Genomic DNA, 13,168 nt, shown 5'->3' on the forward strand with positions numbered 1-13,168 from the left:
GGCGATCATTCAGGCGTCCGCAGGGGTGTTTTGAAGATGGGATAGCAGCGATCGCAGGACAGCGGGCCGCACGGGCTTGTTGATCAATGGGATAGCTGCGGCGGCAGCCCGGTCGCGCAATTGGCTCGACCGGTCTGCGGTGACCAGGGCGGCTTGTATGGGACACCCGTACTGGCCGCGCAAATACCCGATGAGGTCAATTCCGTTCTCATCTTCGAGATTGTAATCGGCAAGGATCATATCCGGCGGTTCGCCAAGGTTCTGGCATAGCGCCTCCAAGCTCTTGCCATTGGTCAAGACCTCCACTGCGCAGCCCCACGTCTGCAGCAGCTCCTTCATTCCGGCAAGAGAACGTTCGTCGTCATCGATGCAGAGAATCCTGAGGCCATCCAGCGCGCGATTGGGCTCCGAAGCCGCTGGATTTTTGATGACCGGCAGCACAGCATCGGAGCATACCGGCATTCTGACGGAGAACACCGAGCCTTTGCCAACGCGGGAAGATACGCCGATGGACATCCCCAGCAGTGCGGCGATGCGCTCGACAATCGATAGCCCAAGCCCAAGCCCAGCCGATTCCCTCATGCCGCGGGAGAGCCGGGAGAATTCGCGGAAAATGATGCTCAGTTCGGTTTTGGCTATGCCTATACCCGTATCGAAGACTTGAACCTCGATCATATCGCCGCGACGGCGAACGCCCATGAGTATCTTGCCCGATTTGCAATATTTGATGGCGTTCGAAACAAGGTTCTGGAGAAGCCGCCGCAGAAGATGAGGGTCGGTTGCAACGACAACCGAGCTTTCAACCAGTTTGAACTCCAGCGCCCTTTCCTGCGCCACCGGCAGAAAATCGCGAAAGACCTGCAAGAGGATGGTGTTCAATGGAATGGTCGATATCTCAGGCCTGAGGGCACCGGCATCAAGCCGTGAAATATCCAGCAAGGCGTTGAAGATCGACTCGACCGCCTCAAGGGATGAATTGAGGTTGGTCGCAAGATCCTTCAGCTGCGGCTTGGCAAGCTGTTCCGTCAGTGCCGAGGCATAGAGACGGGCTGCGTTGAGGGGCTGCAGAATATCATGCCCCGCATCGGCCAGAAAACGTGTCTTGCTGATATTGGCGTCCTCGGCGCGGCGCCGTGCCTTGGCCAGTTCCTGATTGGCAAGGGTGAGCGCTTTCGTGCGTTCGCGCACCCGCGCATCAAGGCGCTCATTGCTTTGCCGCAATATTCTGTCTGTTTCGACAGTCTGGGTGACGTCGGTAAAGGTTGCCACCATGCCACCGTCCGGTATGGCATTGGCAAGAATGTCGATGATCCGGCCCGAATTGCCAAGGGCGATGCGCCAGCGCGCGGGCAGTGCTTCCAGCTCGGGCAAAGCGACATCGCCGCCGTTTGCAGCAGCGTTTCTCTGCACAAGGAGAAAGGAAACAATTGCGTCGAACGGTGTGCCCATGCGCTGCAGGCGATCGGGAAGATCGAGCATGAGCGGAAACGGCCGGTTCCAGTACATGAGCCGGAACTGCCGGTCGAAAACGCCGATCCCCTGATCCACCCGGTCTAGCGCCGTTTGCAGCAGGTCGCGGTTTTGCACCAGGGCTTCTGTCGCGTGATCAAGCAGTATCTGCGTCTGCTTCTGCGCCGCTCCGGAGGGACCCATGGCAAGGGACAGGATCAGCCTGGCGGACGGCGAGCCGACGATACTGGAAAGCAGCTGTTCGGAGAAATGCATCGTTTTGAAATCGGCCGCGCCTTCCAGGGCAATTCCCTCCTGGTCATGAAAGGCGTTGAACGCAAGGCGGGTTTGTTCAGCGCCGATGTAACGGGATATGGTGTCCTTCAACTGATCGACAGTCACGTTGGCATGATGATTCCTGCTGGAAAGAGCCGCTTCTTCCGTTTCGGGGATGAAAATATTGGCTTGGATGCGCTCCAGCGGCGTTGCGCTTTTCGACAGGGAGCCAAGGATGAACAAAGCCAGGTTAGCGGTCAGGCTCCACAGCAGCCCGTTCACCACGGGACTTGCGTCCAATCCCCCGAGATGATGCGGGCGCAACAGACCGATGCCATAGGGTCCGCTGGTGACAAGGGAGCAGGATTCATCAAGCCAGGTGGGGAGAAGCATGGTGTAAAGCCACACGGCAGTGCCTGCAGCCATACCCCACCGTGCGCCGCGTGCTGTTGCCCTGCGCCAGCCAAAACCGCCGAGAAAGGGTGGCAGCATCTGCATCAGGCTCACCGCGGAAATGAGCGAGAGCTCCGCAAAGTCAACGTAATCCTTTATTGTGAACTGATAGGCATAGGCGGCAAGCAGAATGGCAATGATGGAGTAACGCCGGATTTTTGGAATGATTGCCGTGTAATCGTCCTTGCCGGCCGATGTCGCCCGCCTTGGCCAGTTCAACAGGGTCGGCAAAATGAGGTCGTTGGAAATCATGATGGACAGCACAATGGTAGGCAGTACCAGCATGGTGGCTGCAGCCGAGAGACCACCAGCGAAAGCCAGAATGCCCAGCCAGTTTTGATGCGCCCGCAGAGGGAGTGAAAGAAAATAAAAATCGGGAGAGACACCGGACGGCAGGATCCAGTTGCCAATTGCCGCAAGGGGCAAAACAAGAAGACCGGCAATCAACAGGCATGCCGGAACCAGCCATCGCGCGGCCGACAATTCCCGTCTGCTCCTGTTTTCCACGACCGTGAGGTAGAATTGACTGGGTAGAAGCAGGGTTGTCGATGCGCCGATCAGCGCGAGCGCGACAACATTCGCCAACGAGATGTGTGCCTGCAGTGCGGGGATGGCAGTATTGCTGCCAGCGAGGTGGCTGAGCAATTCGCCCGGTGTGCCGAAAAGAAATGTCGTCGCGGCTATGCCCACCGCTATGAAGGCAATCATCTTCAAAGCGGAATCGCTGGCCAGCGTGCGCACCATGCTTTCATCGCGATCCATGGTTTGAGGCGATTTTTCGCTGTTGTGGATGACGAACAGGGCGATGACGCACAGGAGGCCCCAGAGCAGCCAATGGGGTTCGTGGGCCCTGTCCGCACTATGCGGGGTAAACGTGCCGGCGAATACCTCGAAGAGATAATGGACTGCGGTGAGCTGCAGGGCGAGGTAGGGAACGCCGCCAACCGTGACGATGATCGTGACAAACGCCGTCACCGAGAAACTCTTGCCATAGCGGGCGCCAATCAGGTCGGCGATGGAGGCAATGCCCTGCGATTGCGCAAGTTTGATCACACGATGGAAGAACTGAAAGCCCAGGGTAAAAGCCAGAGCTATTCCGATGAACAGCCCGGCAAATTCAATGCCGCTTTCGGCGGCATATCCAAGGCCACCATAAAACAGCCAGCTGCTGCCGCCCGATGCAAGACTGAGCGCATAGATGAACGGCCGGTCGCCCTTCTGATCAAGGCGATTGCGCCGACCGATGGTTTTGACCCGCACATACTGTGCAATGAGATATAAAATCGCGACAAGCGCTACAGTCCAGCCCGTCATGGGCTTCAACCTTCCATAAATTGCGATGAACGTGTTCATCAAAATGAATTAATTTTAAAACCTGCCTGTCGAAAACACTTGAATAACCAGGGTTGCTCGTTCGGAAAATAAAACTTTATATTAATAAATTAGGAACATCTGTTACTGTCAATCTGTGGTGCAACTTGCATCACTGGGGACTGACAGCTTCCAATTAACACGGAATACTGGAGAGTGGTATATCATGCTAAAGGAATTCAAAGAATTTGCCTTGAAGGGAAACATGGTCGATCTCGCCATTGGTGTGATCATCGGCGGTGCTTTCGGCAAACTTGTTGATTCGATCGTGAACGACATCTTGATGCCAATCATCGGGCTTCTCACCGGTGGTGTCGACTTCTCCAATATGTTTATCCAATTGGCAGGTGCGCCCGCTGCGACGTTGGCCGCCGCACGCACAGCCGGTGCAACACTTGCTTACGGCAACTTCATCACCCTGCTGATCAACTTCCTGATCATTGCCTGGGTTCTTTTCATGGTGGTGAAAGCCATGAACCGGCTCAAGAAAAAGGAAGCTGCGGCCCCTGAAGCCCCGGCTGCACCGACCAAGGAAGAAGCCCTGCTGACCGATATTCGCGATCTCCTGGCCAAGCGCTAGGACTTTCCGCATTGGTTCAGACACCCCGGCCTGGTGCCGGGGTTTTTGTTTGCCTGATTGTCAGGATGACGTCAGCAGATCATCAGCATCGGTGATGGGAACATCACAAATATCCGCGTGATTGTTGCGCTTCGTTGCGTTAGGTCTGCCTTTGAACGGGATGTGCGTTTGGCACTGGAGATATGTATGGGTCTGATTGAACATTTGCGCCATGAAGCTGCGGTCGCGCCGGAGAGCGGCATTGTTGCGGTGATGAACCATGGCAGGCGCCAGGACGGCGTCATTCCGCTCTGGGCGGGTGAGGGCGATCTGCCTACGCCAGATTTCATCAGGGATGCGGCAAATGCCGGCCTGGCCAATGGCGAGACCTTTTACACCTGGCAGGCAGGCATTCCGGAATTGCGGCAAGCACTGGCCGATTATCACAAGCGCCATTTCAATGTGGATCTGCCCGTCGATCATTTTTATGTCACGGGTTCCGGGATGCATTCGATACAATTGGCCATCCAGGCTACGGCCGGGGCTGGAGACGAGGTCGTCTACGTGTCGCCGGCGTGGCCGAATTTTGCCGCTGCCGCCGGCATAGCGGGTGCAACGCCGGTTCCGGTAACGCAGGATTTCACCGGCAATGGCTGGACGCTTGATCCGCAAAAAATCCGCGACGCGATCACTCCCAGGACGAAGGCACTGTTCATCAACTCTCCATCCAACCCATCCGGGTGGACCGCTGATATCGAGACCTTGCGCGAGATATTGCAGATCGCCCGCCAGCACGGTCTGTGGATCGTTGCCGACGAGATCTACACGCATTTCTATTACGGTGCGCGCCGGTCCCCCTCATTTTTCGATGTCATGGATCCCGATGACCGGATTATTTTCGTCAACAGTTTTTCCAAGAACTGGGCAATGACCGGCTGGCGTGTCGGCTGGATGACCGTGCATCCCGCCCTCGGCAAAACCGTGGAGAACCTGATCCAGTATTCCAATTCGGGTGTTGCGCAGTTCATGCAGCGCGGTGCTGTCGCCGCCCTCGATCATGGGGACGAATTTATCCGGATGCAGGTGGAGCGCGCGCGCAAGGCGCGCGATATTCTTTGCGCCAAACTCGCAGCAACGGGCAGGGTGCGCATGTCGCCGCCGGCCGGCGCCTTCTACCTGCTGTTTGGCATCGAGGGCGTTTCCGACTCCTATCGCGCAGCCTTTGATATCGTCGATGAGGCAAAGGTTGGCCTTGCGCCCGGAACGGCTTTTGGCGATGGTGGCGCAGCCTTCCTGCGACTGTGTTTTGCCCGGCGTATAGATCAGGTCGAGGAGGCTGCCGATCGCCTCGCAGACTGGATCAGGAAACGTTGAATCGCTTACATCTGAATAATACCCAGGCCACCATTCTTTCGCTCCTCATCGCTTCAGCCGGCGCCTTCAGCGCCGGTTTTGCCGGTTTGCCTATCCCGTTCCTGCTCGGGTCGACACTTGCGGTCACGGCTGCATCCCTTTCCGGTGTCCGTATTCATCTGCCCGACTGGCTGCGTGCCTTTGTCTTCTTCATGCTGGGTATCCAGGCCGGGTCCGGCGTTTCCGCCGATACCGTCAATCAGATGGTGCTGTGGCCCGTCAGTTTTTTCATGCTCTTCGTGGCGCTTATCGCGGTGACCGGACTGACCTATCTCATGCTGCGCAAGGGCTTCGGCTGGGATGGGCCCACTGCGCTGTTTTCATCGTTGCCGGGAGCGCTTTCCTTCGTGCTGGTAGCCGCCATGGGAACGCAGGCCAACATGGTCAAGATCACGGTCGTTCAGTGTATCCGCCTGTTGCTTCTCATCGGCTTTCTTGCCCCGCTGCTTGCCGTCATTGCCAAAAATGCGCCGCATGTCGTGGTGGAGATGAACGATCGCTGGACGGTCCAGGAAGCGCTCATTCTGTTTGTCTGCGGCCTTGCCGGCGCGCTTCTCGGCCAGTACACGCGCGTCCCCGGCGGCATGATGCTCGGTGCCTTGCTGGCAAGCGCGGCATTGCACGCCGCATCGGTCGTGACAGCGGTGGTCCCGCGCTCGATCGCGGATATCGGGTTGATCATTCTGGGCGTGCTGATCGGGTCGAGGGTGGGTGCGGAGCATCGTACCCAGCTCGTTCGCTATCTGCCGGCTGCCCTTTGCGCCTTTGTTCTCGGAACGGCCGCCTCTTTTCTGGCAGCCCTGGCGGTTTGGTACGTCCTGGATATCCATCCCGCACAGATCGCCCTGGCCTTTGCGCCGGGGGCGCTGGAAGCGCTGACAGTGATTGCCTTTTCTCTGGGCGTCGATCCGTCCTATGTGGCGTCCCACCACGTGGCGCGATTTCTGATGATCGCCTTTGCCGTGCCGTTTCTGGCGCGCTGGCTGAACGATACCGATGCCAACAAATAAGCCCGCCATTTCATTGAAATAGCGGGCTTATACGATTTCAGGAAAGCGTGGCTTCAGCCGCCGGCCTTGGAAACGGCGAGCGTCACGATGCGTTCGCCCGTCTTGACCGACGGAGCGCTGTCCTTGGCGAAGGGAATGCCAAGCGCCGTCCAGACCTCGACCAGCGCGTCCTTCAGTTCGAGCACCAGTTCATCGGAGTGGAAGGGCGTCGGCGTGACACGCAGGCGCTCGGTGCCGCGCGGGACGGTGGGGTAATTGATCGGCTGGATATAGATGCCGTGCACCTGAAGCAGCCGGTCGCTCGCCATCTTGCACAGTTCCGGGTCGCCGACATGGATCGGGACAATATGGGTCTGCGACTGCATGACCGGCAGGTTGGCGGCGGCCAGGACATCCTTGGTCAGCTGCGATTGCTGCTGATGCAATCTGCGCTCTTCCTGCGAAACTTTCAGGTGGCGGATCGATTGGGTAGCCGCTGCCGCGATCACGGGGGGAAGGGCGGTGGTGAAGATGAAGCCGGGCGCGTAGGAGCGAACGGCATCGATCACGGTCTTGGGGCCGGTTATATAGCCGCCCAACGTGCCGAAAGCCTTGGCCAGGGTTCCTTCGATGATATCGATGCGGTCCGAGAGGCCTTCCTGATCGGTGATGCCGCCACCGCGATTGCCGTACATGCCAACCGCATGAACCTCGTCGATATAGGTCATGGCATTGTACTTCTCGGCCAGATCGGCAATGGCCGCGATGGGGGCGATATCGCCGTCCATGGAGTACACCGATTCGAACACGATCAGCTTGGCGCGTTCCTTGCCGGCCGCCTTCAGCAGATCTTCGAGATGCGCCACATCGTTGTGGCGGAAAATCTTCTTTTCGGCGCCGGAGCGGCGCACGCCTTCGATCATCGAGGCATGGTTCAACTCGTCGGAGAGGATCAGGCAATTGGGCAGAAGCCGCGCAATCGTCGATATCGATGCCTCGTTCGACACGAAGCCCGAGGTAAAAACCAGACCGGCTTCCTTGTTGTGAAGATCGGCCAGTTCGTTTTCCAGCTCGACGAGCGGATGATTGTTGCCGGAGATATTACGGGTGCCGCCGGCACCGGAGCCCATGCGGCTCGACGCATCGTGCATGGCCGCGATAACCGAGGGATGCTGGCCCATTCCCAGATAATCGTTCGAGCACCATACGGTGATTTCACGTGTGGAATCGGCAGTACGCCAAAGCGCGCGCGGAAATCTCCCCACGATCCGTTCCAGATTGGCAAAGACCCGATAGCGCTTTTCAGCGTGCAATTGGTCGATCGCGTCTTCGAAAAACCGACGATAGTCCATGAACTGCTCCTGTATCCTGGACTTAGTAGCTTTTTTGCGGGCTAAAATCCATGACGGGAAGGTGGGCAATTTGCCACGCTTGGCAAATGGCGAGTCTGCCAGCGGGCTCCGGCACTATAACGTCGAAAGAGCGCCGGCGATATGGGCAACGCCGGAAACCCGTTCTGCGCGCTCCCGAGGCTGGATGGTCTGCGATTCTTTCGCCACGTTATTTTTATGATGCATCTTCAACGCTTTGCAGACCCGCCAAAATGCGGCAAGATACCGCAATAGAGCTGTTGGCGTGGTTCAGGGGGGATGGCAGATGACAGTACTCATAACCGGGGGTGCGGGCTATATCGGCAGTCACATGGTCTGGGAATTGCTCGATTCCGGTGAATCCGTCGTGGTCATCGATCGCCTCTCCACCGGGTTTGATTGGGCGGTCCCTGCGGAGGCCAAGCTCATCATTGGCGACATTGCCGACCAGCATCTCGTGCGCGATACGATCGAACGCAATTATGTCGACGCGGTTATCCATTTCGCCGGTTCCGTCGTGGTGCCCGATTCCGTTCGGGATCCGCTGGCCTACTACGAAAACAATACCTCGAAATCCCGCACCTTGATTGAAGCGGTGGTCAAATCCAACGTGAAGAACTTCATCTTTTCGTCAACGGCTGCTGTGTACGGCGATGGGGGGCTGGAGCCCGTTACCGAAGAGACGCCGCTGCTGCCGCAATCGCCCTACGGCGTTTCCAAGCTGATGACGGAATGGATGCTGCGCGACACGGCGGCGGCGCATGATTTCCGGTATACGGCGCTGCGCTATTTCAATGTGGCCGGGGCCGATCCGAAGGGCCGCTCCGGCCAGTCGACACGTGGAGCAACTCATCTGATCAAGGTTGCCTGTGAAACGGCATTGGGAAAACGGCCTTACATGGAAATTTACGGTCACGACTTTCCGACGCCGGATGGCACCTGCGTGCGTGACTATATTCACGTCAGCGACCTCGTCGCCGCCCATCGGCTGGCATTGGACCGGCTTCGCACCGGGGCCAGCAGCATTGTTGCGAATTGCGGCTATGGCCGGGGATATTCGGTGCGCGACGTGATTGAAAGCGTCGAGCGCGTTCACGGGAGGCCGATTGACGCGCGCCTGACGGACCGGCGGGCGGGCGATGCCGCATCCGTTGTGGCCAATAGCGCACGGGCGCGAAAGGACCTGGGCTGGGAACCCGGTTTTGACAATCTTGATGTGATCGTCGAAACGGCGCTGGCGTGGGAAAAGGGTCTTGCCAGCCGCAATTCAGGGCGCTGACTGTCCTGTTTGCGCAGCGCCGCTGCGCGGGATGCCGTACTTTCGGTCGTTGAATCGGCCATGCGGCGGAGCGACACATTGTTTTAACATGCGTCATCCTAGAAAAGGGGAACCTTCTTCGCTGGGAAGGTGTTTAGTTCAGGACCTTGAAGACCACGAAGTAGAGTTGGAGTAATGCGATGGGCGGCGCCAACCGGACCAACGAAAAACAGCTATCCAGGATTATGCGACGACAAATTTCCCAGTCGTCCTACCGGACCGCTATACGCGCCGCCGGTATCTACAAGGTTGATGATACCGTGCCGGAGAGCCTGCTCGACCAGCTCCGCCGCCTGGACGAAGCCGAATACAAGCAGGCAAAATAGACAGCCCCCCAACGGGTATATATGGGCGTCCCTCGATTAAAATCAGCATCACTGACAAAATGGATCAAAGAGGTGGACGCGAATCCACCTCCCGTGAGCCCGCTGCGTCAGGCAGCCAGAGCCAGATGACTGGTCTGTTCCTGAGCCGTGGCGATTGCCTTGGCTTCGGCTTCCGGTCCCATGCCGACGCCTTCGATGCGAATGACTTCGACGTCGGTCATGCCGAGGAAGCCCAGCACGGATTTGAGGTAAGGTGTCGCGTGATCCAATGCGGATGCCGGGCCAGCGGAGTAAATTCCGCCGGATGCGATCACCAGATAGACCTTCTTGCCCGTGACAAGACCTTTGGGACCATCTTCACCGTAGCTGAAGGTTTTGCCGGCGCGGGCGATATGGTCGATCCATGATTTCAGCGTCGAAGAAATGCTGAAATTGATGAATCCCGTCGAGATGACGATGCTGTCGGCGGCAAAGAGTTCGTCGACGGCCTGATCCGAAACCGAGACAACCCGCTGCTGTTCGGCGGTGCGTGCCTCCACGGGGGTGTAAATGCCGGCCGTGTAGTCGGCATTGATGTGCGGCAGCGGGCGGCTGGCAAGGTCGCGTGTGACGATCGTGCTGCCCGGTGTTGCCCGCTGCAGCTTACGCGCAAACTCCGTGGCGACCTGTGTCGAGTGGGAAGCCGCGCCGCGTGGGCTCGAGGTAATGAGAAGTATGGACGACATGGTTTTGGTACCTTCCAAAAAGGACAATGAATTGATGTCCGTAATTTGGTGCTCGACATCCATTTAGAAAACTGGGAAAATATCTATCAAACCCATCTATGGATTAGATAGATCATGCAGCCAAATCCGACTCTCGATCAGCTCCAGGTCTTCCTTGCGGTTGCCGATACCGGCAGTTTTTCCGCGGCTGCGCGCCATCTCAACCGGTCTCAGTCGGTTATCAGCTATACGATCGCCAATCTGGAATCGCAGCTGGAGCTGCAGCTGTTTTTCCGCGGCGGAACCCGCGAACCGCGTCTGACGGAGGCGGGTGTCGCCATGCTGGAGGACGCCCGGCGAATGGCATCGGCGCTGCAGGGACTGCGGGCGCGTGCCGAGGGTCTCAAGGCGGGGCTGGAGGCGGAAATAGCGATTGTCGTCGATGTGTCCGTGCCGTCGCCGGTGCTCATATCCGTGCTGAAGGCCTTCCAGGAACAATTCCCGACTGTGAGCCTGCGGCTGCATGTCGGGGCGCTCGGCATGGTATGGGATCTCGTACAGAAGCGGCAGGCGGATATCGGCATTGGCGGGCCGCCGGTTCAGACCAGCGATGATCTCACGACGATCCGGGTTGGCGAAATGACCATGACACCCGCTGCCGCGCCGGATCACCCCCTGGCCCTGTACAAGGGGCCAGTGCCGCTCTCCTTCATCCGCGATCACGTCCAGCTTGTGGTGACTGACCTCTCAGAACAGACCAAGGGCCGGAACTTTGGCGTTTTCGCCTACCGGACGTGGCGGCTGACCGATGTGGGGATCAAGCACGAGCTGATGGTCGCCGGATTGGGCTGGGGCGGCTTGCCCAAGTGGATGATAAAGGACGACGTTGCCGAAGGCCGGTTGGTGAAACTCGACCTTGAACCCTATCCGGAGAGCCACTATTCGCTCTTTGCCCTCCACATGGCCGACCATCCGCTTGGACCCGCTGCAAAATGGTGGGTCGAGCGATTCGCGCGGGAAATGGCCGCATGCGCCTATTGAGTGATCTATAGGCCGAATCTTGCCCGCGGCAACCCAGCCGTCATGTTGAAAACGTAACATACAGATCGCGCGACAAGCATGTTCGCCGGAGCTAGAATTGGCGCTGCAGCTGTTTCTCCTATATTCGATGGATACCGTCATATGTCATGTCTGAAATTTCAACCCGGTCCACTTTCATTTGAGTTCGCATAAAATGCCCATACCCATCCTGATGTACCATCAGATCGACAAACCGGCAGGGCGCGGCAGTCCGTTCCGCTATCTGACCGTCGATCCGGCCAATTTCCATCGCCAGATGAAATGGCTCAAACGCATGGGATATGCCGGATTGTCGATGCGGGATTTGCAGCCCTACCTGGCGGGCCAAAAGACCGGCAAAGTGGTGGGTATCACCTTTGACGACGGATTCCGCAACGTCATGACGCATGCGCTGCCGGTGCTGGATGCACTGGGCTTTACCGCCACGAATTATTTTGTCAGCCGGCAGATCGGCGGCTCCAACATATGGGATGCCGACGTCGGTGTTCCCCATTCCCCCTGCATGTCCCGCGCGGAAATGCTGGAATGGGCGGCGTTGGGGCATGAAGTCGGTGCGCACACGCTTGATCATGTGCACTTGACCGAGGTCAGCCCGGACGAGGCGCGGCGTCAGATTGCCGATGTGCGCCACGAACTCGAAGACATGCTGGGCAGCACGGTGGATGCCTTTTGCTATCCCTATGGCGATTTTTCCGGAGAGGTCAGGCAAATCGTTGAGGAGGCGGGATATACCACGGCGACCACCACCCAGCGCGGCCGGGCGACACCGCAGCATGACATGCTGCTCCTGCCCCGCAAGATCGTTCGCCGAACCGATGGCTGGCTGAACGTCCTGCGCAAATCCGTCACCGGTTGATGATGGGAAATCCTGTGTCCGCAGAATCGGTGAGGGAACGCAGCATCTGCGTCGGGACCATCACCCGCAATCGGCCGCTGATGCTGAAAAACCTCTTCGAATCCTATGCGCGGATGCAGGTTCCGGCGGGTACCCGCATCCGTTTTGTCGTGGTCGAGAACAATGACCAGCCAACCCTTTCCGACGTGGTGGAAACGTTCCGGGCGCTGCTGCCGCAGTCCACCGTTCAGTACGAAGTTGAGCCGCGTCTCGGCATTGCCTTTGCCCGCAATCGGGTTCTGGACTGTGCGCTCGATGCCGGCGATGACCTTTTGACCTTTGCCGACGACGACGAAACCGTCGAACCGGACTGGCTCGTTCAGCTGCTTGCCGAGCGTGACGCCTTTGATTTTGATATTATCGGGTCTCCGGTTCGGCTCGCACCGCATGGTCCGGATGTGACGGTGTGGCAGAAAATGATCTGGTCCGGCATGGACCGCGCCAACCGGAACAGCGAAGCAAAGTACCTGCGCAGGCGCAATGCCGGACAGGGCGACCGGATACGGATCGCCACCGGCAGCTGGATGGGAGATCTGGCATTCTTCCGCAGAACCGGCGTGCGTTTCGACAATGCGCTTGCACTGGCTGGCGGCGAGGATTGGCGCTTGTGGGCGGACGCGCGCAGGCTCGGTGCCAAGACAGGCTGGACCCCGGCAGCCGTTGCCTATGAAACCGTACCGCAGGACCGGCTGACCTTCGCCTATCAATACCGGCGCAGCCGGGACATCAGCATCATTGAAATGGGCACAAAGCTGAACAAGCACAGGGCCGCAACGCTCCTGCGTTTGCCCGGCTCGCTCATTGGCCGCCTGCTGTCGCTTTGCCTCTACCTGATCGCCGTGCCGTTCACGCGGGGAAGAACACTGGTCAAGGCTGCATCGCGCCTTGGCAGTATCGTCGGCGTCCTGCGGGCATGCATGGGCAGCGAATCAGCCCACTACAAGCGCGTCAGCGGAACATGACCC

Annotated in this window: 11 protein-coding genes; 8 read left to right on the top strand and 3 right to left on the bottom strand. The window is 58.4% G+C overall.

Features of this window, described 5'->3' with window-relative positions; translation table 11 throughout:
• Positions 1–9: 9 nt before the first annotated feature.
• Positions 10–3,492, bottom strand: a complete 3,483-nt coding sequence (locus ACZ5FP_RS05935) for a hybrid sensor histidine kinase/response regulator (RefSeq protein WP_464662732.1) — start codon at positions 3,490–3,492, stop codon at positions 10–12.
• A 223-nt stretch (positions 3,493–3,715) separates the two neighbouring features.
• Between ACZ5FP_RS05935 and mscL the strand changes: the two genes are divergently transcribed.
• From mscL to ACZ5FP_RS05950, 3 genes are all read left to right on the top strand, one after another.
• Positions 3,716–4,129 (top strand): large conductance mechanosensitive channel protein MscL, encoded by a 414-nt coding sequence (gene mscL, locus ACZ5FP_RS05940; RefSeq protein WP_464662733.1) that lies wholly within the window; start codon positions 3,716–3,718, stop codon positions 4,127–4,129.
• Positions 4,130–4,315: 186 nt separating this feature from the next.
• The gene (locus ACZ5FP_RS05945) at positions 4,316–5,482 is read left to right on the top strand and encodes a pyridoxal phosphate-dependent aminotransferase (RefSeq protein ID WP_464662734.1); all 1,167 of its coding nucleotides are present in this window, start codon (positions 4,316–4,318) and stop codon (positions 5,480–5,482) included.
• On the top strand, positions 5,479–6,531 hold the full coding sequence (locus tag ACZ5FP_RS05950) for an AbrB family transcriptional regulator (RefSeq protein ID WP_464662735.1): 1,053 nt from the start codon (positions 5,479–5,481) through the stop codon (positions 6,529–6,531). The genes ACZ5FP_RS05945 and ACZ5FP_RS05950 overlap by 4 nt, the downstream gene beginning before the upstream one ends.
• Positions 6,532–6,584: 53 nt before the next feature.
• Here the strand turns inward: ACZ5FP_RS05950 and hemA are convergent, their stop codons facing one another.
• Positions 6,585–7,862 (bottom strand): 5-aminolevulinate synthase, encoded by a 1,278-nt coding sequence (gene hemA / locus ACZ5FP_RS05955; RefSeq protein ID WP_464662736.1) that lies wholly within the window; start codon positions 7,860–7,862, stop codon positions 6,585–6,587.
• Between the two features lie 304 nt (positions 7,863–8,166).
• Between hemA and galE the strand changes: the two genes are divergently transcribed.
• Positions 8,167–9,159 carry a UDP-glucose 4-epimerase GalE gene (galE, locus tag ACZ5FP_RS05960; protein WP_464662737.1) on the top strand — a complete coding sequence of 331 codons (993 nt, stop codon included), beginning with the start codon at positions 8,167–8,169 and terminating at the stop codon, positions 9,157–9,159.
• 179 nt (positions 9,160–9,338) lie between these two features.
• Positions 9,339–9,524 carry a hypothetical protein gene (locus tag ACZ5FP_RS05965; protein WP_464662738.1) on the top strand — a complete coding sequence of 62 codons (186 nt, stop codon included), beginning with the start codon at positions 9,339–9,341 and terminating at the stop codon, positions 9,522–9,524.
• Positions 9,525–9,631: 107 nt separating this feature from the next.
• On the opposite strand, the gene ACZ5FP_RS05970 is transcribed toward ACZ5FP_RS05965, so the two are convergent.
• Positions 9,632–10,249 (bottom strand): FMN-dependent NADH-azoreductase, encoded by a 618-nt coding sequence (locus tag ACZ5FP_RS05970; protein ID WP_464662739.1) that lies wholly within the window; start codon positions 10,247–10,249, stop codon positions 9,632–9,634.
• A gap of 114 nt (positions 10,250–10,363) precedes the next feature.
• Between ACZ5FP_RS05970 and ACZ5FP_RS05975 the strand changes: the two genes are divergently transcribed.
• From ACZ5FP_RS05975 to ACZ5FP_RS05985, 3 genes are all read left to right on the top strand, one after another.
• A complete protein-coding gene (locus ACZ5FP_RS05975) occupies positions 10,364–11,269 on the top strand; it encodes a LysR family transcriptional regulator (protein WP_464662740.1) in 906 nt (301 codons plus the stop codon).
• 193 nt (positions 11,270–11,462) lie between these two features.
• On the top strand, positions 11,463–12,164 hold the full coding sequence (locus ACZ5FP_RS05980; protein ID WP_464662741.1) for a polysaccharide deacetylase family protein: 702 nt from the start codon (positions 11,463–11,465) through the stop codon (positions 12,162–12,164).
• A 14-nt stretch (positions 12,165–12,178) separates the two neighbouring features.
• On the top strand, positions 12,179–13,165 hold the full coding sequence (locus ACZ5FP_RS05985; protein ID WP_464662742.1) for a glycosyltransferase family 2 protein: 987 nt from the start codon (positions 12,179–12,181) through the stop codon (positions 13,163–13,165).
• Positions 13,166–13,168: the final 3 nt, after the last annotated feature.

It is taken from the genome of Phyllobacterium sp. T2-21, assembly GCF_055378485.1.

Excerpts from the sequence above, each read along its gene's own strand:
- ACZ5FP_RS05935 (WP_464662732.1), bottom strand. The coding sequence starts at position 3,492 with ATGACGGGCTGGACTGTAGCGCTTGTCGCGATTTTATATCTCATTGCA.
- mscL (WP_464662733.1), top strand. The coding sequence starts at position 3,716 with ATGCTAAAGGAATTCAAAGAATTTGCCTTGAAGGGAAACATGGTCGAT.
- ACZ5FP_RS05945 (WP_464662734.1), top strand. The coding sequence starts at position 4,316 with ATGGGTCTGATTGAACATTTGCGCCATGAAGCTGCGGTCGCGCCGGAG.
- hemA (WP_464662736.1), bottom strand. The coding sequence starts at position 7,862 with ATGGACTATCGTCGGTTTTTCGAAGACGCGATCGACCAATTGCACGCT.
- galE (WP_464662737.1), top strand. The coding sequence starts at position 8,167 with ATGACAGTACTCATAACCGGGGGTGCGGGCTATATCGGCAGTCACATG.
- ACZ5FP_RS05965 (WP_464662738.1), top strand. The coding sequence starts at position 9,339 with ATGGGCGGCGCCAACCGGACCAACGAAAAACAGCTATCCAGGATTATG.
- ACZ5FP_RS05970 (WP_464662739.1), bottom strand. The coding sequence starts at position 10,249 with ATGTCGTCCATACTTCTCATTACCTCGAGCCCACGCGGCGCGGCTTCC.
- ACZ5FP_RS05975 (WP_464662740.1), top strand. The coding sequence starts at position 10,364 with ATGCAGCCAAATCCGACTCTCGATCAGCTCCAGGTCTTCCTTGCGGTT.
- ACZ5FP_RS05980 (WP_464662741.1), top strand. The coding sequence starts at position 11,463 with ATGCCCATACCCATCCTGATGTACCATCAGATCGACAAACCGGCAGGG.